Origin of the sequence: Jiella marina (assembly GCF_024359545.1) — a bacterium.
GTDB lineage: Bacteria > Pseudomonadota > Alphaproteobacteria > Rhizobiales > Rhizobiaceae > Jiella.
Genome location: NZ_JAKQZG010000015.1, coordinates 24117 through 44351, shown reverse-complemented (window position 1 = coordinate 44351; position 20235 = coordinate 24117). Strand labels below are relative to the sequence as shown.

Sequence of the window (20235 nt, the reverse complement as noted above, 5' to 3'; positions counted from 1 at the left end):
CGCTTTACGGAGGATCCGACAATGGCCGCCAAGAACATTCTCCACATGCTGACACCCCACAAGCATGTCAGCCCTTTCGACGTGAACCAGGCTCTCGATGCCGGTTACGACTCCGTCACGCCTTACGAGGAGGTCACGCTGGAGGAGGTGGCCGATCTCGTTCAGGACGTGATCTTCTCGCGACCACCGGACCATGGCACGGCGTCCGCCCTCTTCTTCGGCGGTGACGACGCCGTCCTGGCGCTCGACATGATCGAGGCGGCCAAGAACGCTCTGGTCCCGCCATTCGGCTGCAACATCATGGCCGACCCGGCCGGCTCATTCACCACTGCCGCCGCGATGGTCGCCTGCGTCGAGCGGACGCTGAAGCAGGAAAAGGGCAAGTCGCTCTCCGACGTCACCATCGCCGTCTTCGGTGCGACCGGCGTCGTCGGCTATTGCTCGGCCGTGATCGCGGCGCTCGAAGGCGCAAAGGTGAAGATCGTCGGCTATAGCGGCGTCGAACGCGTTCAGAAGCGGGCTGACGAGATGACGGAGCGTTTCGGCGTCGAGGTCGAGGCGGTCGACGGCTCCAGCGACGAGAAGAACACCGCCATCGTCAAGGACGTCGAGGTGATCTTCTCGGCGGCGAAGGCCGGCGTGCAGGTGCTTTCGGCCGATCAGCTCAAGGCCGCCTCCAAGCTTCTCGTTGCGGCCGACGTCAACGCGGTTCCGCCGGTCGGCCTCGAAGGCATCGACGTGATGGCCGATGGCGAGCCGATCGAAGGTACCGACGCGCTCGGCATCGGCGCCCTTGCCGTCGGACCGATGAAGTCGCAGACCGAACAGGGCCTGTTGAAGCGCATGATCGAGGCGAGCGAGCCGCAAACCCTCGATTTCCGCGACGCGTTCCAGCTGGCCCGCAGCCTCGTTTCATGAGCGACGGGCAACGCCCCACGATTCTGACTGCCGCCTTCTCGGCGCGCCAGATCGCGACAAGCGCCAGGCTTGCCGGGATCGACGCGCTGGCGGTGGATTTCTTCTCCGATCTCGATCTCGCCGAGCATGCGAAACGCTGCGAAGTCCTGCATGGCGAATATCCCGACGGCTTTTCCGGGGACGAGCTTCTCACTGCATTGGAACGCCTGTCGGAAGGCGAGACGCCGATAGGCTTCGTCTATGGCGCCGGCTTTGAGGATCGGCCCGAACTTCTGGAAGAGATCGGGCGACGATGGCCGATCCTCGGCACCAGCGCGCAGGCGTCGCGGCAGTTGAAGGATCCGAAGGCCTTCGCCGCGATCTGCGCGGTGGCGGGCGTCGCCCATCCGGAGATCCGCTCCGCAACGCCGGAAGACCCGGCCAATTGGCTGTCGAAAAAGATCGGCGGGTCGGGCGGCAGCCATGTTCGTTTCGGCGACGCTCCGGCAGCGCCCGACCGCTATTATCAGCGTTTCGTGGCGGGCGAGCGCATCTCGTTGGCCTTCGTCGCGAATGGCGCGGATCATGCGCCACTCGGCTATACCCGGCAGTGGACCGATCCGTGCGATGACGAACCCTTCCGCTATGCCGGCGCCGTCGGCCCGCTGCCCACACCGCCGGCATGGGACGAGGAGATGCGCAGGGCCGTTGCTGCGATCCTCTCGCACCTGCCGCTCGTCGGCCTGTGCAGCGCGGACTTCGTCTCGACCGAGGCCGGGCCCGTGCTTCTGGAAATCAATGCCCGGGCTGGGGCAACGCTCGACATCTTCGAGGACGAGCGCGCCCCGCTCGTCCGCATGCATCTCGACGCTTGCGAGGGCCGTCTGCCAAGCGGGTCGCCCCCGAAGCGAGAAACGATCCGCGCGGCCGGGCTGGCCTGGACCGCGCGCGACATCACGGTCCCCGCCGGGTTCGACTGGCCGGACTGGACGCGCGATCGCTCCAGGCCTCCGGCCAGCTTCAGAACCGGCGATCCGCTCTGCACGATCGTCGCCGAGGCGGGCGACGTCGAGGCGGCGGTCGGGCTGTTCACGGAACGGGCACATCAAATCAACGAGGTCTTTGGGAGAATCGCCGCATGAGCCAGACGGCAAGACTATCGGTGAATCAGGAAGTGGAGCGGCTGGTCGGCGAGTTGTGCGACCGCGCCGGTGAATTGAAGGTGGCTGTTTCCAAAGGCGCAGCCGGCGAAAGGCTGATCGACGCAGGCGCCGAGGCGCCCGGCAGTCTGGAGGCCGGTCGGCTGATCACCGAGATCTGCCTCGGCGGCCTCGGGACCGTCTCGATCGGCCCGTCCGAGCGCCTGCCCCGCTGGCCGTTCTCGCTGGCGGTACGTTCCTCGAACCCGGTGATCGCCTGCATGGGCAGCCAGTATGCCGGCTGGCAGCTGACCGCCGCGGAGGGCGAGCCGGACTATTTCTCGATGGGCTCCGGCCCCGCCCGCGCCCTCGCCGGCAAGGAAGCGCTGTTCCAGGACATCGCCTATGCCGACCAGAGCGAGACGGCGACCCTGGTCCTGGAAGCGGCCAGTCCCCCGCCGGAAGCCCTCGTCCGTCGAATCGCCGCCGATTGCGACGTGGCGCCGGAACGGCTGACGATCATCTTCACGCCGACCCAGTCGCTGGCCGGCAGCGTCCAGATCGTCGGACGCGTGGTCGAGGTGGCGCTGCACAAGGCCCATGAACTCCACTTCGATATGGCAAACATCGTCGAAGGCATGGGGACCGCGCCGCTCTGCCCGCCGCACCCGGATTTCCTGACCGCCATGGGCCGCACCAACGACGCGGTTATCTATGGCGGCCGGGTGCTGCTGCACGTCAAAGGGCCTGCGGACAAGGCCCGCGAACTTGCGGAGAAGCTACCGAGCAGCCAGTCGAAGGATTACGGCACGCCGTTCAAGGAGATCTTCAGCCGCTACGACGGCGATTTCTACAAGATCGACCCGATGCTGTTCTCTCCCGCCGAGGTGCATGTCGTCTCCCTCGACAGCGGCGAGACCTTCTCCGCCGGCGGAGTCGACCCGGAACTCGTCGATGCCTCATTCAACTAGGAGGCCGGCAACTGAAGCCCTGGCGCCCGGGGCCCCGCGCATCCTCCTCGTCACGGCGAGCCTCGATCGGCATGCCCGTGAGCTTCGCGCGGCCTTTGAGGCCCGCGGAGCATGGGTGGAGACGACAGGGCTCGCCGATGTCGGCTTCGACACCGAAGCGCGGCACGGGGTCCGGTTTCCGGGCCTTGGGGAGACGCTGCCCGACGCGGTCTGCGTGCGCACGATGGATGGGGGCAGTTTCGAGGCGGTGACGCGACGGCTTTCGCTTCTCCATGCGCTGGGGCGGCTTGGCGTGCATGTGACGAACGACGCCCGCGCGATCGAGAACTGCGTCGACAAGGCAATGACGAGCTTCCTGCTCGCCCGGGCCGGCCTCCCCTCACCCCGGAGCTGGACGGTGGAATCGCGCAAGCAGGCCGAGGCGATCGTGCAGGCGGAGAACCATGCTCTCGTCCTGAAGCCGCTCTTCGGAGCCCAGGGCAAGGGCCTGAAGCTGATCGGCAGCGTCGATGATCTGCCTCCCCACGACGAGATAGCCGGCGGTGTCTATTATCTCCAGCGCTTCGTCGGGCATTCGCTCGCCGGCCGCTGGTCGGACTATCGGCTGCTCGTTTCCGGCGGGCGGGTCGTGGCAGCCATGCGCCGCGAAGCGGCCTGCTGGATCACCAATATCAAGCAGGGCGCCGCCGCTCATGCGGTCAAGCCCGACGCGGAACTCGAAAATCTCGCCGTGGCAGCCTGCGACGCTGTCGGCGGCGATTTCTGTGGTGTCGACCTTCTCAGGGATGCCGACGGGCGGGCTCATGTGATCGAGGTGAATTCCATGCCGGCCTGGACCGGCCTGAAGAAGGCAAGCGGCCTCGACATTGCGGCAATTCGGGCGGGACACGTGCTCGATGCCGTCGCGAAGCGCCGTGCCGCCAACCAAGTGCCGAGCGAAACTGCCCTGACATGACCGTCGGAAGCGAGCGAGCCGGCATGATCGAGCGCGCCTTCCTCGCCGCGTGCCGAGCCGAGATCGAGACGCTGAAGCCCGGAAACGTCCACCGCTTCGCGGCCGGTCACCGGATGACGATCGACACGTTCTTGCAGGCTGCAGAGGCCGCAGCGCCGGCCATGGCGGAGCGGGGCGCACCGGTCGGACGCCGCATTTTGCGGGCGACAGAGGCAAGTTTTGCGGCCGTCGGGGTCAACGCCAATCTCGGGATCCTGCTCCTGTGCGCGCCGCTGGCGAAGGCAGCGGAAGCAATCGCGCCGTCGAGAGCGGGCGGCGAGGTCTCAGCGGACCTGCAAGTCAGCCTGAAACGCGTCCTCGCCGAACTTCAAGCGGACGATGCCCGGCAGGCCTTTGCCGCCATCGCGCTGGCGAGCCCCGGCGGGCTGGGGGAAAGAGCCGATCACGACGTCAAGCAACCGCCCCGGATCGGCCTCGTCGAGGCGATGGCCCTCGCAGCCGACGCCGACCTCGTCGCGCGCCAGTATCGCGACGGATTTCGGGAGATCTTCGAAATCGGTCTGCCGGCTTATGATTCGAGCCCGTTTCCTCCAGATGGCGACCTCGGTGATGGACCGACGCTCGCCGTCTTTCTCGCTTTCGCACGGCAATTTCCCGACAGCCATATCCTGCGCAAATTCGGTACGAGCCGGGCGGAAGAAACCCGCAGGCGCTTTGCCGAATTTTCCAACACACTGAAAACAAACACTGAATCGCCAGACCGCCTCAGACACGCCATGACATTCGACGCCGCCTTGAAGCAGGAGGGGCTCAACCCAGGAACCTCAGCCGATCTCACCGTTGCAACCGTCTTCGCCAAGAACCTTGCGGAAGGGCTCGCGGGGTGATTGACTGTTCGCCGCAGGGTGCCATGTGGCCCCACAGCTATCTGGCAAACCGGTCCCCGAGCGGACGCCGCGAACAAGGATAGTCTGATGACCTGGAGGGAGGACGTCCAATGCAGCACTCAGTCTGCGTGCGGCTGAATTCCCTTCATCGGATCGGAACTTTTCGAAATGGCCGGCCTTCCGCCGGTCGCGTTAGCAAACGTTAGTTTGGAGGAATTGCTCATGGCGACAATCAACAAAGTGATGGTCGGCGAATCGCTCGTCGGCGAGGGGAACGAAGTCGCGCACATCGACCTGATCATCGGACCGCGCGGTTCGGCGGCCGAGGCAGCGTTCTGTAACTCGCTGACCAACAACAAGGACGGCTTCACGACGCTTCTCGCGGTCGTCGCGCCGAACCTTCCGGCCAAGCCGAACACGGTGATGTTCAACAAGGTCACCATCAAGGGCGCCAAGCAGGCCGTCCAGATGTTCGGCCCGGCCCAGACCGCCGTTGCGCGCGCCGTCGCCGACTCGGTGGAAAAGGGTATCATCCCGGCCGCCGAAGCCGACGACCTCTTCATCTGCGTGGGTGTCTTCATCCACTGGGAAGCCGAGGACGACGCGAAGATCCGCGACTACAACTACCAGGCCACGATGGAGTCCATCGAGCGCGCCATCAAGGGCACGCCGACGGCCGCCGAAGTCGTCTCGAAGAAGGGCTCGGCTGCGCACCCCTTCGCCGGCGCTTAGACAAGAGACCATCCCGGGGAAGAGGACAAGCCGGCGATGCCTGCCGGCCTTCTCCGGCGATTGGCCGCCAAATTCGGTTTCCAATAGGAAGCCGCCGCTCCCTCGGGACGCGAACATCATGGAAAGGGGCCCTCGGCCCCTTTCGTCTCTTTCGACCGCCCCTGCCCTTTTCTAGCCGAGGCTGCGAGGCCGCCCCAAGTCGGGTGACGCCGCTCTTGCCTGCGAAGGCTGCCCTCCGCCAGCGATGGGGCCCGCCGAAAGATGCCCAGAACTCTCCATTCCATAGCTTTCGTTGCGAGCGAGACGCCGGCCGCCCAGGAGGCGGCGCTCCATCTTTCGGCACTCTACGGAAACGAGGCTCCGGACCAGGCCGACGTGATCGTGGCGCTTGGTGGCGACGGCTTCATGCTGCAGACGCTGCATCGCTTCATAGACACGGCCCAGCCGATCTACGGCATGAACAAGGGCACGATCGGCTTTCTGATGAACCACTATCGCGAGGAAGGGCTGCGCGAGCGCATCCAGGCCGCTGTGGAGAACGTCATCCATCCGCTCGAGATGATCGCGGTGGACGCCAGCGGGACGGAGCATCGGGCGCTCGCCATCAACGAGGTGGCAATCTTCCGCCAGTCCTATCAGGCCGCCCGGCTGCAGATCTCGATCGACGGAACGGTGCGCCTCGACGAACTGGTCTGCGATGGTGTCATGGTGGCCACTCCCACGGGATCGACCGCCTACAATCTCTCGGCCCAGGGGCCCATCCTGCCGATCGACGCGCCGCTTCTGGCGCTGACGCCGGTCAGTCCGTTCCGTCCGCGCCGCTGGCGCGGGGCGCTGCTGCGCAATCATCAGGAAGTCGAGATCGTCGCCCTCGAAGCCGAAAAGCGGCCTGTCAACGCGGTCGCCGACGCGACCGAGGTGAAATCGGTGACCCGGCTCAAGATCCGCGAGTCGGGAACGGACACCTGCTACATCCTCTTCGATCAGGAGCACTCCTGGGACGAGCGGATCCTGGCCGAGCAATTCCGCTATTGAAGCGCCACCTCCTCGGCAATATGGCCTCACCCGGTCATTGCCGCGTGACCGGCAACGAAGTCAGGCCGGGGCATGCGCTCGTCATCGCCGCGTGAAGAAGCTTCACTCTCTCGACGTCTCAGGCGGCGATGCGGCGGGCATCCTCACGAACCGCATCACGCTCGGTTTCGGCCGCAAGGCGCCGCAACTGTGCCAGCACCTCGGACGAAACTGTCCCCACCGGATAGGCCGAGCCCAGACGCTCGAGCATCACCGCGGGAACGGCGGCCGGGCGCACGTGGCTCTTGCCCCGGGCGATCGCCCTCCAGACTTCGAGCGCCTCGCTGAAGAGCGGGAGGATGTTCGCAGGAATCCCGCAGCTCGAAGCCAGAGCCCTCAGAGATGAGGTTCTGCCGTCTGCCACGATCGAAACCACCCGCTTTCCCGAAAGATCGGATAGCTCCGACAACAGGGCGGTGAAGAGATCGATATTGCCGGAAACGAGCGTGCGGATGATCAGCGAGAGCGTGATCGTCCCGCTGGCCCGCAAATGTCCTGCAAAGCGCGCCGTCTGCTGCTCGCTCGATTCCTCGCAGAAGAGGCTCGTAGCGCGCTCGCAGGCGAGTGTCGCCAGCGACCGAGCCTGGTCGGCGCCGAGCAGATTGGTCAGGAAATCCGACTGCGCCAGGACATCCGCCGCTTCGATCATCAGGCCGTGCCGGGTCTCGGCCGGCAGATCGCTGCGGCCAAGCAGGGCTTCGCGGATGTCGCCTCGCGCCGAAAAGCGCTGCGCCAGCCGACTGAAGGAGAGGCTGGCGATCGCCGCACCATCGTTGCGGCAAAGGGCAAGAGCTGCCTCCGCCTCGCCGATCTCGGCGATGACGGCGGAGACCGGAAGCGGCACAAGCGGCCGCTCCGCGATCGCGATCCGGGCCGCAGGGGAACCCGCCGCAGCGAGATCGACCAGATCACGATCGGACAGAAGCTGGGATCGGCCGGCGATGATGCGGGCGACGGAATCGACGTCGGACGCCAGCGATAGAAGAAGCGAACGCGGGACGTCGAAACCATCGGAAAGAACCGTGGCCATGGCGAGACGCACCGAGGGAGCGGGATCGTCGAGGAGCCACGTCAGTGTCGCGACGATCGCCTCGCGGTCCTGGCCGCTCGCCTGACCTTCCACGAGGGTTTCCGCCAGCATCGTCGCCGCTTCCGCCCGCTCCCTGGTGGTCGCGGTGGCGGCCCAGTTGGCAAATCGCTGTACGATCATCAACCGCAGCACCTTCCCCTTCAAACGATCCTTGGGGCGATGATCACGGCAAAAGGTTTAGCTTTCGTTCACCATATCCGTTGACGAACGAAAAAGTTTCATAGCGGGATCATTAACGAGGCAGGCGCGGCTTCGTCCCGAGCCCCGGTGCCCTGCGACCTAACCATACGAAAACTCTCCGCTTTCCGTGCCGTCTGCAACCGCGGCTCTTCTGGGTTCTCCTCAAGACGGAAGACGGCATGTCCGATCGTCGCAGAAACAGTGACTTAATCTCTCTAGGATAATCAGACGCCAGGAGAGCTGGACCATGCAAGAAATCCTCACCTGCCTGCGCGAGGGACACGACGCGGAGCTTCTGGCTCTCGCCGGTTTTGTCTGTATCGTCGGCGTCTATGGTTCGTTCTCGGTGTCGCACCACGCCTGGCGGGCGGAAGGCAGGCTCAGAACGCGGCTCGTCCTGATGAGCCTGGTGGCAGCCGGCTCGACCGCCTGGGCGACCCACATGATCGCCATGTTGGCCTACAAGCCGGGGATGCCCGCGGGGTTCGAACCCGTCCTCACCGCTATATCGCTTCTGATCGGGACGCTGGGCATCGGACTCGGCATGGCGATTTCGGCCGGTCGCCGTTCCCGTCTGCGCCGCCTGGGTGGCGGTCTCGTTCTCGGGATCGGAACCATACTCCTGCATTATCTGGGGCAGTATGCATTCTTGGTCCGAGGACGGATCGAATGGGATCCGACCCTGGTGACGGTTTCCATCGTCGCATCCCTCCCGATCTTCGCCCTGTCGATGATGATGGCCGGGGAGCGCAATCGCTCGTTTCGCCCATTCGGGGCACCTTTGCTGGTTCTCGCGATCGCCATCCTGCATGTCTCCGGCATGGCGGCGTTGCGGCTCACCTATGATCCGTACGTCCTCTTCCCTCCGCTCACCATCGAGCCCCAGCTCCTGGCGCCGATCGTCGCAGCCGTCTGCCTGGGGCTCTTTGCGGTCTCGCTGTTCGGGTTGCGCCTCACGCTGAAAGCGCGGGCCAAGCTTGTCGAGGACCAGCAGCGGCTCGGTGAACTGGCCAATCTGGCGTTCGAGGGTTTGGCCGTCTGCGGAAAGGGTGTGGTGCTGTCCGCAAACGAGGAATTGTCGCGACTGACAGGCAAGCCGAGAGACATGCTGGTCGGGCAGACCATCTCGTCACTCCTGTCGGGCCTCTCGCTGGCGGATATCACCGAAGGCGAGGAAATGGACGCGGAGCTGAGCGGAGACGCGCCCGATCTCGTTCCGGTCCGGGTGCTGCGTCGTGAATTCAAGCTCGGCGGGACCAGCCAGACCGTCATCGCATTCCGCGATCAGCGCGAACGCCTGCGAACCGAAGAGAAGATCAGGACGCTTGCCTACAGCGACACGCTGACGGGGCTGGCAAACCGGGAACGCTTCAATCTCGCTCTCGACAAGGCCGTGGTCCTTTTCGAGAGCTCGCAGACACCCTTCACAGCCCTCCTGATCGACCTCGACGGCTTCAAGCTCGTGAACGACACCCAGGGCCATTCGGGCGGGGACGAGGTGCTCAAGATCGTGGCGGATCGTCTCCGCGCCGCTCTGGCGGAGGAGCCGGACCACGATCTGGCGCGCCTTAGCGGCGACGAATTCGCGGTGCTGATCGGCGGGACGAACGACCCCGTTCATGCCTCGGCGATCGGCGAGCGCATCATCCGCAGCATCAAGGAACCGCTCGCACTGCGCGGACAGACCGTTCATATCTCCGCGAGCGTGGGCATCGCGGCCGTCGACGAAAGATATGCCTCTGCCGAACAGGTGTTTCGCAATGCCGATCTCGCACTCTACGACGCGAAGATGAAGGGCCGTAGCCGCGTAAGCGTATTCAGCCAGGTGCTCCGCAATGCGGCGAACGACAAGGCCAATACCGCGATCGAGCTGCAGGAAGCCTTTGAGGACGGCGATCTGGAACTCTACTACCAGCCCCAGATCAGGCTTTCCGACGGTGCGCTCGTCGGCGCGGAAGCCCTGATCCGCTGGAACTACCCGTATCGTGGCGTCCTCAGTCCTGGCCTCTTCCTTCCCGTCCTGGAGGCCGGGCCCCTGGCAGAGCCCGTGGGCACCTGGATTCTGGCCACGGCTTGCCAGCAAGCGGCGCGCTGGCGGGCGGCGGGGGCCGAGGACTTCCAGATCGGCGTCAATCTGTTCGCGGCCCAACTGCGTTCGCGGGAATTCGCCAGCCTGGTCCAAGCGACTCTGGACAGCTGCTCTCTGCCGCCAGAGGCTCTGGAACTGGAAGTCACCGAGAACATCATCCTGCGCAATGAAGCCGCGACCATCGCCAGGCTCGCAGAACTCCGCGACCTCGGCATCGGCATCGCCTTCGACGATTTCGGCACCGGCTACGCGTCGTTGACGATGCTGAAGGAGATCCCGATCACGCGCTTGAAGATCGATCGCTCCTTCGTCCGAAACATCGAGAACGATCGAAAGGACCAGGCGATCGTTGATGCCATTTCACGAATGGCGGCCGGCTGCGGCCTGGACGTGATCGCCGAAGGCATCGAAACGCCCGAACAGGCCGACTTCATGAAAAGCCATGCCAGCGAAGCCCAGGGCTTCCTCTATGGCCGGCCGATGACCGCGAGCGCCTTCGAGGCAAAGTACGGTCTGGCCGCCAGCGCCGCCGTCGCCTGACCTCCGGCCGAACCACCAGACTCGGACCGCGTCGGCCGGAAACCTCAGATGTCGGAAGCGTCGGGTTCGCGCGGCCGGCGCATCTGAAACACCTGGTCCGTCACCGCATAGTCCAGATAGCCGAGGCGGGACAGCGGCGCGGCGAGCCCCATGTCGATCTGGCCGTCGATGAGAATTCGCTCGTCGATATGGATGGCGACGACCTGACCGATCACGACCGTGTTCTTCGAGAAGGCGCCGTCAAGCGCCTTGGGCTGGAAATGATCCGTCACCTGGCATTCCAGTACCGCCGGGCTCTCGGCAACCCGCGGGACGTCGACGACTCGGCAGGGAGCTTCGGTGAGACCGGAAAAGGTGAATTCGCTGACGCCGCGCGGCGCCGGGGCGGAACTACGGTTGACGTGCTTCGCGAGATCCCGCGTCGCCAGATTGGCGGCGAACTCACCCTTCTCGATGGCAAAGCTCGCCGTGTCCTTCATGCCAGCCGAGGAGAACATGACGAGCTTCGGATTGTCGCTGATCGCGTTGAAGAAGCTGTAGGGCGCGAGGTTGACCTCGCCGGCCTTGCTGCGGGTGGAGATCCAGCCGATCGGACGCGGCGCCACGATCGCCTTGAAGGGATCGTGCGGCAGACCGTGCTGGTTCGTATCGGTCGTGTAGAAGAGCATCAGGCAGTCTCCGGCGCCCGGGCTTCGGAGACGATCGTCGAAAGCTCCGGCCGCGGTCGCTCGGACGGGCCGGTCTGCGGCGTTCCGATGTGGATGAAGCCGACGACCTTTTCGTCCGCCGCGATGCCGAGAATGGCCTTGGCCTCCTCGTCATAGGCGACCCATTCGGTCACCCAGTTCGCGGCAAAACCCTCGGCATGAGCGGCATGGACGAGATTCATCGCCGCCGCGGCGCCCGAGAGCTGCTGCTCCCAGATCGGGATCTTCACATGCTCCTTCGCCGTCGAGATCACCCCGACGACGAGCGGCGCCCGGGTGAACCGCTCGCATTCCACCTGGTGGCGATTGTCTGTCATCCGGTCGCCTTCGCGCTTCGCCACGAGGCTCGCCAGGGCCTCGCCGATCTTCGCTGCGGGCTCGCCGCGGTACAGAATGAACCGCCAGGGAGCGAGCTTGCCGTGGTCGGGGACACGCGCGGCGATTGTCAGCATGCGTTCGAGTTGATCCCCCTCCGGTGCCGGGCCGCCGAGCATGGGAATGGGGATGGAACGCCGGGTGGAAAGATGAGTCGATGCGTCTGTCAATTCGAAGTCTCCAGATTCCGACAGAGTGCTAGTTCGTTCGCGAGCCCGTGGCAATCGCCGTGGCGATTTCGACACGCTCTTTCAGGACTCCTGCGATTGTGCGGAGAATGCCTTGAATTCGACCCGCATTTGGGCTCATGACTCCGGGCATGGGAGCAGCCGCCACATGAGGGAAAGCAGGTTCCGGGGCTTGTACAGAGCGTCGCTCGCGATCGCGCGGCGCGCCGACGCGCGTCTTGTGGTTCGTCTGTGCATCGCCAGTACTATCGCCCTCGCCGGGCTGAACCCGCATTCTGCAACGGCCCAAGACCGCAATGGCGGGGGGTTCTTTCAGGGCGGTGGTCTTGGCGGTCTTCTCGACGGTGACGGACCGGGAAAGCCGGGCCCTTATTCATCGCCGTCCGCATCCGACATCATTCCCCAGGCGGCCGATGTTGGTGCGCCGCCAATCCGCTCCTTGCGGTCTTTCGAGCCGATCGCTCTGCCGAACCGCCCGGATGGCGCGCCGGTCGCTCCGAAGATCGATCTGCCGGGCCTGCCGGCCTACGCGCCGCAATCCGTTCCCAATCAGAACCTGTTTCGCAGCAACGCGACACTCTCGCTTTCGGCCCGTCTTTCCGAAGAGGGAGAGCCCATTCCCAACGGGCTGATCTGGCGGCTCTTCGCCGCCGTTCCGTCGCTGGATGGCCGCCCCTCCCTGGTGGCGTCCTCGGAAAGAGCAGCGCCTGATTTCGAGGTTCCCGCCGGCTCCTATATCCTTCACGTGGGTTTCGGACGCGCCGGAACCGTGAAGCGGATCGACTTTCCCGGCGTGAAGACCCGCGAGACCATCACGCTCGACGCCGGCGGACTCAAGCTCAACGCCGTCGTCGGTGACGACGAGAAACCGGCTGCCTCGCGTCTCACCTTCGACATCTACACCGACGCCAAGGCGGAGGCGGATCGTCAACTCGTCGCCAGCGACGTGCCGCCCGAGAAGGTGGTTCGGCTCAATTCCGGCACCTATCACGTCGTCTCGAATTACGGCTCGGTCAATGCGCTGGTTCGCGCCGAGATTCGTGTCGAGGCGGGCAAGCTGACCGAAGCGACCCTCACCCACAGGGCGGCCCTTCTGACCATGAAGCTGGTGCGCGAACATGGCGGTGAGGCGATCGCAGACACGGCCTGGACGATCACCACGGCCTCCGGCGATCTGGTGCGCGAGAGCGTCGGCGCGTTCCCCTCGATGGTGCTTGCCGAGGGTGACTATGTCATCGTCGCCAAGAACAACGACCGGGTTTATCAGCGCGGCTTCAAGGTCGAGGCCGGCGAGGACACCGACGTCGAGGTCCTGACCTCGGACCTGATCTCGACACCGGATCAGTTCGGGGGTTCGGGCGACTGAGGCAGGCTGGATTCCACGGCTGCGCGGCGGAGGAACGGCTCCTCAAAGCACCCGATCCCCATGCATTCTTGCTCGCAAGCGGTTCAACAAGACGATTCGATGAGGGTGCAACTCCCTCCAAATCGAAGGAAGCGGAGAAGGCGCGATCGGGGCGCCCTCTCCGCTTTCTTGTTTGATGAATGGTCTCAGGCTGCCCTGAGACCCGCTCCGTCACGCTTCAGGTCCGGCGGCACGGACTCCGCTGCGAGGATCTCGATCGCCTCGTCGAGACCGCGGGCAGTCTGGTCGCGCGAGCCGAGCCGGCGGATGTTGACCGTCCGCTCTTCGGCTTCCCGCTTGCCGCAGACGAGCATGACCGGGACCTTGGCCAGCGAATGCTCGCGGACCTTGTAGTTGATCTTTTCGTTCCGCAGATCGACGCTCGCCCTCAGCCCCGCCGCCTTCAACGCCGCAGCGACTTCCATCGCGTAATCGTCCGCCTCGGAGGTGATGGTCGCGACGACCACCTGCTCCGGCGCGAACCAGAGCGGCATGTGACCGGCATAGTTCTCGATGAGAATCCCGAGGAAGCGCTCCATCGACCCGCAGATCGCCCGGTGGATCATCACCGGCTGCCGCTTTTCGGAGTTCTGATCGATATAGAACGCGCCGAAGCGTTCCGGCAGGTTGAAGTCGACCTGGGTGGTGCCGCATTGCCACTCGCGGCCGATCGCATCCCGCAGCGTGTATTCGAATTTCGGGCCGTAGAACGCGCCCTCGCCCGGCAGGATGCCGGTCTTGATCCGCCCGCCGGACTGGCTGGCGATCTGTTCCAACACCTCGCCCATGATCCTTTCCGCGCGGTCCCAGCTCTCGTCGGAGCCGACGCGCTTTTCCGGCCGGGTGGAAAGCTTCACGACGATCTCTTCAAAGCCGAAATCCTCGTAGACCGACAGGATCAGATCGTTGATGCGCAGGCATTCCGCCGCCATCTGCTCCTCGGTGCAGAAGACATGCGCATCGTCCTGGGTGAAGCCGCGCACGCGCATCAACCCATGCATGGCGCCCGACGGCTCATAGCGATGGACCGTGCCGAATTCCGCAAGCCGGATCGGCAGTTCGCGATAGGATTTCAGGCCGTGCTTGAAGATCTGGACATGGCCCGGGCAGTTCATCGGCTTCAGCGCGAAGACGCGCTCGTCCTCGGCCTCTTCGTCGGCGCAGGTGACCGCGAACATGTTCTCGCGATACCAGCCCCAGTGGCCGGAGGTCTTCCAGAGCGAATTGTCGAGCACCTGCGGGGCGTTGACCTCGTCATAGACGCCTTCGAGCCGCCGGCGCATATAGGAGACGAGGGTCTGGAACATGCGCCAGCCCTTGCCGTGCCAGAAGACGACGCCCGGCCCTTCCTCCTGGAAGTGGAAGAGATCCATCTCGCGGCCGAGGCGGCGATGGTCGCGCTTCTCGGCTTCCTCCAGCATGTGGAGATAGTTGGCGAGTTGCTCCTTGGTCGCCCAGGCCGTCCCGTAGATGCGGGTCAGCATCGGGTTGTTGGCATCGCCCCGCCAATAGGCGCCGGCCACCTTCATCAGCTTGAACGCGTCGCCGATCTGTCCGGTCGAGACCATGTGCGGCCCGCGACACAGATCGAACCACGCGCCCTGCGAATAGATCTTGACGTCCTGATCCTCGGGGATCGCGTCGACCAGCTCGACCTTGTAGTTCTCGCCCTTCTGGGCGAAGACCTGCTTGGCCTTGTCGCGCGGCCAGACTTCCTTGGTGAAGCGCGCATTGCGACGGATGATCTCGGCCATCTTCTTTTCAATGACCGGCAGATCGTCCGGGGTGAAGGGCTCGTTGCGAGCAAAATCGTAATAGAAACCGTTCTCGATCACCGGGCCGATGGTGACCTGGGTGCCAGGCCAGAGTTCCTGCACGGCTTCGGCCATCACATGGGCAGCGTCATGCCGGATGAGTTCGAGCGCACGCGGGTCGTCGCGGGTCAGGATTTCCAGTTGGCCGGAGCGACCGACCGGATCGGCGAGGTCACGTACTTCGCCGTCGAGCGCGTAGGCGATGGCCTTCTTGGCGAGCGACTTGGAAATGCCGGTCGCGATCTCCGCGCCGCTGATCGCGGCATCGTAAGAGCGCTCGGAACCATCGGGAAAAGAAAGGGAAACGGCCTCGGCCATTGTCATGTCTCCTGTTGTCCAGTCCCGCCTACGAGCGCGGGTGGTGTGATTGGCGTGAGCTTCAAGCCCGGCCGCGATATAGTCGGGTCGCCGACGCGTCACAAGACGAATCCGTGAAACAAGACTCCGTCTCCGCCGCGGCGGCAGTTTCGGCCAAGCTTCTGCCCGCTCTATCGATCCGGAACGTTGTCGATGCCATGGCCGCCGAAGGGACCGCATTTGGCGACACGCTTCGCCGAGAGCCAGCCGCCGCGCCACAGCCCATGCCGCGCAATCGCTTCATAGGCATATTCGGAACAGGTCGGGATATGCCTGCAATGCCCCCCGATCAGCGGCGAAAAGCTGAGCTGATAGGCGCGCACGAAGGCCACGCCGAGCAAGCGACCCGGTGTTCTGCGCCACGGACCGGTGTAGTTACGGGAGATCTTCGCCGGCATCTTTGAGAATGGGTTCGAGCGACTTGCGAAATTCCGGGACCGACGTCACCGCGATCTGCCACAATGTCGGCCAGTCCAGCGTGTCGTAACCATGAGCGATGCGGTTGCGCATCAAGAAGGCGTAGCGGAATTCGATTTCCGGATGTTCCGCTACGAATTCCGGGAACTTTCGAAGCACGCGATGCGCACCCTCGCCCACTTGTTCGATGGCTTTAGAGACAGCCAATTGCGCAAACTCATCCGTGGCCACGCCTTCAAGTGACGTCCGCCCTGCGACCCGTTGGCACCGCAGGCAGGCCTCATGCAAACTGACGAGCAGATCGAGCAGAACCGGATCGATTGGATCGTCGGTCAAAGCGCGATGAAATCCCGCTGAATGCGCCGGAGAACGCGTGGCGAGAATTCGCCGTCCAGCCTGAGGTCCACGGCCAGACCGGTTTTGCTCTTCAATTCGTCCTGGGCACGGAACAGATCGAAATAAGACAGCGGGTCATGCCCTTCAACGATGATGTCGAGATCGCTTCGCTCCGTATCCTCGCCACGCGCCACCGAGCCGAAGATTCGCGGATTGCTGACCGGATAGCGCGAGAGCACTTCACGGATCGTCTCGCGATGCTTCTCGAGCGCCTCCGACGGTTTCATCGCACGACCTCGTTCCCCCTCCGACGGCTCAGGCCGCCTCGCCCCGTTTCTCTGCCTCGATCTGGTCGAGCGCGTCGACCACCGCGTCGAAGGTCAGAAGCGTCGAGGCGTGCCGCGCCTTATGGTCGCGGACGGGCTCCAGATATTTGAGATCCGCAAAGCGGCCCTCGGGTGGAGCGGCATTCTCCTTGAGCATGGCGCGCATCGCCTCGCGTACGCTTCGAAGCTCTTCGGGCGTCGCTCCGATGATGTTGCGTGCCATGACCGAGGACGAGGCCTGTCCCAGCGCGCAAGCCTTCACTTCATGCGCAAAATCCGAGACTTGCCCGTCTTCCACCTTGAGATCGATGGTGACGGTCGAACCGCACAGGCGCGAGTGAGCCGTGGCGCTGGCGTCCGGCGCATCAAGGCGTCCGATGCGCGGAATATTTCCGGCGAATTCCAGGATCTTGGCATTATAGACGTCATCTATCACGGTATAGCCTCGCTCCGAGGTTTTTGCTGTGCGGTCTGTCAAACTACCTACCGTCTGATTATATAGGTGTCCGGGCGCCGGTTCGATAGTTGTCGCTTTCAGCCGGATCATTTGCCCGAAATCGCCTTCGTGCGAGAGATGGCCGTCATCACGAGGAACGACCCGCACGTGAAGAACCGCAAGACCGCAGCCAACACCGAGGGATCGTCCAGTGCGCCGGACCATCACTCCTTGTGGGTTGCAGCACGAATTCCGACGAGATCGGGGCCTGAAAGCATGGAAGCTGTCGTCAAGAAATTTCCCGACATGCCGGACGATCGGCGCGGAGACCGGCCCAGTCGGGCCGAAGCGGAAGCCGCTGTCGAGACCTTGCTGCGCTGGATCGGCGAAGACCCCGAGCGCGAAGGCCTGAAGGAAACGCCGAAGCGCGTGGTCAAGGCCTATGAAGAATTGTTCGGCGGCTACAATTATGAACCGGCGGACGTTCTCGGTCGCACCTTCGAGGAAGTCGCGGGCTATGATGACCTCGTCCTCGTCAAGGACATCAGCTTCCACACCCATTGCGAACACCACATGGTGCCCGTCGTCGGCAAGGCGCATGTCGCCTATCTGCCGGAGGGGCGTGTGCTGGGTCTCTCCAAGATTGCACGCCTCGTCGACATGTTCGGCCGCAGGCTGCAGACCCAGGAAGCCATGACCGCCCAGGTCGCCGATGCGTTGCATGACACCCTCAAGCCGAAGGGGGTCGCGGTCATCGTCGAGGCGGAGCATATGTGCATGTCGATGCGCGGGATCCGCAGCAAGGGATCGACGACGCTGACCAACGCCTATCGCGGCGTTTTTGCCGAGGACAGCGCGTTGAAGGACCGGGTCCTGCGTCTGGTCGGCCAGGCGAACTGACGCGCATCATCCCATGTCGACGCCTGTTGCGTTTTCTGAGCCTTCCACTGACAAGATCGAGCAGGAAGAGGGCAAGCTCCTGCGCCCGCGGTTCGACCAGTTCGGTCTGGTGACCGCGGTGGTGACCGACTGTGAGAGTAGCGAACTTCTCATGGTTGCGCACATGAACGCCGAGGCCCTCGAACTGACCCTGTCGACCGGCACCGCCCATTACTGGTCCCGGTCGCGAAACGCGCTTTGGAAAAAGGGAGAGACGTCGGGAGCCCTGCAGAGCGTGAAGGAAATCCGTGTCGACTGCGACCAGGACGCCGTCTGGCTGAAAGTTGCGGTGGCGCGCCGGGAGGAGACCTGCCACACCGGTCGGAGCACGTGCTTCTACCGCGTGGTGATGCCGGATGGACATCGTCTCTCCTTCGATCCGGGAGAGGCGGAGCCGTCTTAATCTCGTGGTCAAGAGTTCGTCTTATCCTGAGAAGTCGGATGTCGAACTCCAACCGGAGCGCCGAAAGATGCTTGACCGCGTATTCGGCTGGCGCGAAGAACCGCTTGCCACGCAAGCTTCCACGCCTGTCACCGCAGCCAAAGGCAAGAAGCCGCGCGGGGGCATCGCCCTGGCGCTGGGTGGCGGTGCGGCGCGTGGCTGGGCCCATATCGGCGTCCTGAAAGCGCTGGACGAATACCAGATCCCCATCTCGATGATTGCCGGCACCTCGATCGGCGCCCTTGTCGGCGGCTGCTACCTGGCTGGCAAGCTGCCGGAACTCGAGGCCTTCGCGCGTTCGCTGACGCGCCGGGGGCTGGTGCGCTATCTCGACTTCCGGATCGGCGGGGCCGGCCTGATCGGCGGGATGCGCCTCAGCCGACGGCTCACCGAAGCGCTGGCCGATACCAGAATCGAGGATCTCGACCGACCGCTGATCTGCGTCGCGACCGACGGAGAGACAGGGCATGAAGTCTGGCTTGACACCGGGTCGCTGGTTTTGGCGATGCGGGCCTCCTATGCCCTCCCCGGCGTCTTCGAACCGGTGATCTGCGGCGGGCGGCGGCTCATGGACGGCGCCCTCGTCAATCCGGTGCCGGCGAATGTCTGCCGCGTCTTCGAGCAGCAGAATGTGATGGCCGTCAATCTGCACTACGATCTCTTCGGCCGGGCCGCGGTCCTCAGAATGCGTGCCGAACACGAGGAGGCCGGAGCCGAGAACGCGTTTCGTCCCGTCGCTCCGGCCGACGACAGCGTCGCCGCGCAGCGCCGCAAGAAACTCGGGCTGACGCGCAACATGATCGACGCCTTCAACATCATCCAGGACCGCATCTCGCGGGCCCGCCTTGCCGGCGATCCGCCCGACCTGTCGCTGCAGCCGCGCGTGCGCGACATCGGCCTTGGCGAGTTCTTCCGGGCCGAGGAAGCGATCGAGATCGGCTACGAGGCGACCATGAGCCGCATGTCGGAGGTCGAGCGCCTCGCGGAGAGCCATCCGGTGGGCATGCGGCTGTAGCCGACCCCGCCGATCTCTGCTTCCAATCGAAGTCAGGGTCGCAGAGGCTTGCCGTTCGGTGCCGACGCGACGATGTTCTGTGCGATGATCGATCTCTTCCCGCCCGTGCCGACCACGCCCTCGCTGTTCGCCGAACAACCACCAACGAAAGTTCGCGTCATCGACACGGAGACGGCTGGACAGAGGCTCGAGGAGGACGCGGTGATCGAGATCGGTTCGGTCGATCTCGACCTTGCGACCGGCGAGATCGGAAACGCGATGCAGAGCCTTTGCGATCCGGCGGGCGTGCCGATCAACCCACACGCCCGTCGCGTGCATAGGATCACCGACGCGATGCTCGAGGGCGCACCGAGCTTTACCGAAGCTGCCGCTCCTTTCAGAGACGCCGAGGTCTTTGCCGCCCAGCGCGCCGCCTTCGATCGCTCGCGATTGCGCTTCACCGGCCGATGGCTCTGCACCCACAAGCTGGCCCTGCGCGCCTTTCCGTCCGCCAAGGCGCACGGGCTGCAAAGTCTGGTGAAATACGTGCCGCTCGATCTGTCGCCGGTCGAGCATCTTCTTGCCGGCCTCAGCCCCCACCGCGCGCTCTACGACGCGGTGTGTACCGCGGTGCTTCTCAGGGACATCACGCGGGTGCTCCTGCCCCGTTGTCACGACCTCGCCGATTTTCTCGACCGGGCGGAACGGGTGTCGAACGAGCCGGCGCTCCTCGCCAAGCTGCGCTTCGGGCGCTACAAGGGCGTCGAGATCGCCAAGGTCCCGGACGATTATCTCGACTGGCTGACCCGCGAACCGGGCATGGACGCCGACGCAGTCTTTACCGCCCGCCATCATCTGAAGCTGCGCGGCATCAGGGGCGCGCGGGCGCTGCCGACGCGGGTGTGACGTTTCGCCCCGCCGCTCTTCCTCGTCACGCCATGATCG

At 64.5% G+C, this 20235-nt stretch carries 21 protein-coding genes; 13 read left to right on the top strand and 8 right to left on the bottom strand.

What is annotated here, in order from left to right; all coding sequences use genetic code 11:
* Positions 1-21: 21 nt before the first annotated feature.
* The 7 genes from MF134_RS20955 to MF134_RS20925 all read left to right on the top strand — a co-directional run bounded on the left by MF134_RS20955 (position 22) and on the right by MF134_RS20925 (position 6616).
* Entirely contained in the window at positions 22-918 is an 897-nt protein-coding gene (locus MF134_RS20955) for an NAD(P)-dependent methylenetetrahydromethanopterin dehydrogenase (RefSeq protein WP_255341365.1), read from the top strand.
* On the top strand, positions 915-2039 hold the full coding sequence (locus tag MF134_RS20950) for an ATP-grasp domain-containing protein (protein WP_255341364.1): 1125 nt from the start codon (positions 915-917) through the stop codon (positions 2037-2039). Before MF134_RS20955 ends, MF134_RS20950 begins: the two co-directional genes overlap by 4 nt.
* Positions 2036-3007: a methenyltetrahydromethanopterin cyclohydrolase gene (gene mch / locus MF134_RS20945; protein ID WP_255341363.1), complete on the top strand. Its 972-nt coding sequence runs from the start codon at positions 2036-2038 to the stop codon at positions 3005-3007. The genes MF134_RS20950 and mch overlap by 4 nt, the downstream gene beginning before the upstream one ends.
* A complete protein-coding gene (locus MF134_RS20940) occupies positions 2991-3962 on the top strand; it encodes an ATP-grasp domain-containing protein (protein WP_255341362.1) in 972 nt (323 codons plus the stop codon). The genes mch and MF134_RS20940 overlap by 17 nt, the downstream gene beginning before the upstream one ends.
* Positions 3959-4849 (top strand): triphosphoribosyl-dephospho-CoA synthase, encoded by an 891-nt coding sequence (locus tag MF134_RS20935; RefSeq protein WP_255341361.1) that lies wholly within the window; start codon positions 3959-3961, stop codon positions 4847-4849. Before MF134_RS20940 ends, MF134_RS20935 begins: the two co-directional genes overlap by 4 nt.
* A 222-nt stretch (positions 4850-5071) precedes the next feature.
* Positions 5072-5581 (top strand): formaldehyde-activating enzyme, encoded by a 510-nt coding sequence (gene fae / locus MF134_RS20930; protein WP_255341360.1) that lies wholly within the window; start codon positions 5072-5074, stop codon positions 5579-5581.
* Positions 5582-5842: 261 nt separating this feature from the next.
* Positions 5843-6616 (top strand): NAD kinase, encoded by a 774-nt coding sequence (locus MF134_RS20925; protein ID WP_255341359.1) that lies wholly within the window; start codon positions 5843-5845, stop codon positions 6614-6616.
* A gap of 118 nt (positions 6617-6734) precedes the next feature.
* Here the strand turns inward: MF134_RS20925 and MF134_RS20920 are convergent, their stop codons facing one another.
* Positions 6735-7865 carry a DUF2336 domain-containing protein gene (locus MF134_RS20920; RefSeq protein WP_255341358.1) on the bottom strand — a complete coding sequence of 377 codons (1131 nt, stop codon included), beginning with the start codon at positions 7863-7865 and terminating at the stop codon, positions 6735-6737.
* Positions 7866-8172: 307 nt separating this feature from the next.
* Here MF134_RS20920 and MF134_RS20915 point away from each other — a divergent pair, with 307 nt between their 5' ends.
* On the top strand, positions 8173-10554 hold the full coding sequence (locus tag MF134_RS20915) for a bifunctional diguanylate cyclase/phosphodiesterase (protein ID WP_255341357.1): 2382 nt from the start codon (positions 8173-8175) through the stop codon (positions 10552-10554).
* Between the two features lie 44 nt (positions 10555-10598).
* Here the strand turns inward: MF134_RS20915 and MF134_RS20910 are convergent, their stop codons facing one another.
* Complete coding sequence (locus tag MF134_RS20910; protein WP_255341356.1) at positions 10599-11222, bottom strand: flavin reductase family protein; 624 nt, start codon at positions 11220-11222, stop codon at positions 10599-10601.
* Positions 11222-11806: a nitroreductase family protein gene (locus MF134_RS20905; RefSeq protein ID WP_255341355.1), complete on the bottom strand. Its 585-nt coding sequence runs from the start codon at positions 11804-11806 to the stop codon at positions 11222-11224. The genes MF134_RS20910 and MF134_RS20905 overlap by 1 nt, the downstream gene beginning before the upstream one ends.
* Before the next feature lie 190 nt (positions 11807-11996).
* On the opposite strand from MF134_RS20905, the gene MF134_RS20900 reads away from it, so the two are divergent.
* A complete protein-coding gene (locus MF134_RS20900; RefSeq protein WP_255341354.1) occupies positions 11997-13190 on the top strand; it encodes a hypothetical protein in 1194 nt (397 codons plus the stop codon).
* 185 nt (positions 13191-13375) lie between these two features.
* Here the strand turns inward: MF134_RS20900 and thrS are convergent, their stop codons facing one another.
* The 5 genes from thrS to MF134_RS20875 form a co-directional block, all read right to left on the bottom strand.
* Positions 13376-15361 carry a threonine--tRNA ligase gene (gene thrS, locus MF134_RS20895; RefSeq protein WP_255341353.1) on the bottom strand — a complete coding sequence of 662 codons (1986 nt, stop codon included), beginning with the start codon at positions 15359-15361 and terminating at the stop codon, positions 13376-13378.
* Between the two features lie 170 nt (positions 15362-15531).
* Entirely contained in the window at positions 15532-15798 is a 267-nt protein-coding gene (gene yidD, locus MF134_RS20890) for a membrane protein insertion efficiency factor YidD (RefSeq protein ID WP_255341352.1), read from the bottom strand.
* Entirely contained in the window at positions 15776-16153 is a 378-nt protein-coding gene (locus tag MF134_RS20885; protein ID WP_255341351.1) for a HepT-like ribonuclease domain-containing protein, read from the bottom strand. Before MF134_RS20885 ends, yidD begins: the two co-directional genes overlap by 23 nt.
* On the bottom strand, positions 16150-16440 hold the full coding sequence (locus MF134_RS20880; RefSeq protein WP_255341350.1) for a nucleotidyltransferase family protein: 291 nt from the start codon (positions 16438-16440) through the stop codon (positions 16150-16152). Before MF134_RS20880 ends, MF134_RS20885 begins: the two co-directional genes overlap by 4 nt.
* 28 nt (positions 16441-16468) lie before the next feature.
* Positions 16469-16915: an iron-sulfur cluster assembly scaffold protein gene (locus MF134_RS20875; RefSeq protein ID WP_255341462.1), complete on the bottom strand. Its 447-nt coding sequence runs from the start codon at positions 16913-16915 to the stop codon at positions 16469-16471.
* Positions 16916-17191: 276 nt separating this feature from the next.
* On the opposite strand from MF134_RS20875, the gene folE reads away from it, so the two are divergent.
* The 4 genes from folE to MF134_RS20855 all read left to right on the top strand — a co-directional run bounded on the left by folE (position 17192) and on the right by MF134_RS20855 (position 20196).
* Positions 17192-17815: a GTP cyclohydrolase I FolE gene (folE, locus tag MF134_RS20870; protein WP_255341349.1), complete on the top strand. Its 624-nt coding sequence runs from the start codon at positions 17192-17194 to the stop codon at positions 17813-17815.
* 13 nt (positions 17816-17828) lie between these two features.
* Positions 17829-18257: a phosphoribosyl-AMP cyclohydrolase gene (gene hisI / locus MF134_RS20865; RefSeq protein WP_255341348.1), complete on the top strand. Its 429-nt coding sequence runs from the start codon at positions 17829-17831 to the stop codon at positions 18255-18257.
* 67 nt (positions 18258-18324) lie between these two features.
* Positions 18325-19311, top strand: coding sequence for a patatin-like phospholipase family protein (locus MF134_RS20860; protein ID WP_255341347.1), 987 nt, complete (start codon positions 18325-18327; stop codon positions 19309-19311).
* An 84-nt stretch (positions 19312-19395) separates the two neighbouring features.
* The gene (locus MF134_RS20855) at positions 19396-20196 is read left to right on the top strand and encodes an exonuclease domain-containing protein (RefSeq protein ID WP_255341346.1); all 801 of its coding nucleotides are present in this window, start codon (positions 19396-19398) and stop codon (positions 20194-20196) included.
* The last annotated feature ends 39 nt before the right edge of the window (positions 20197-20235 follow it).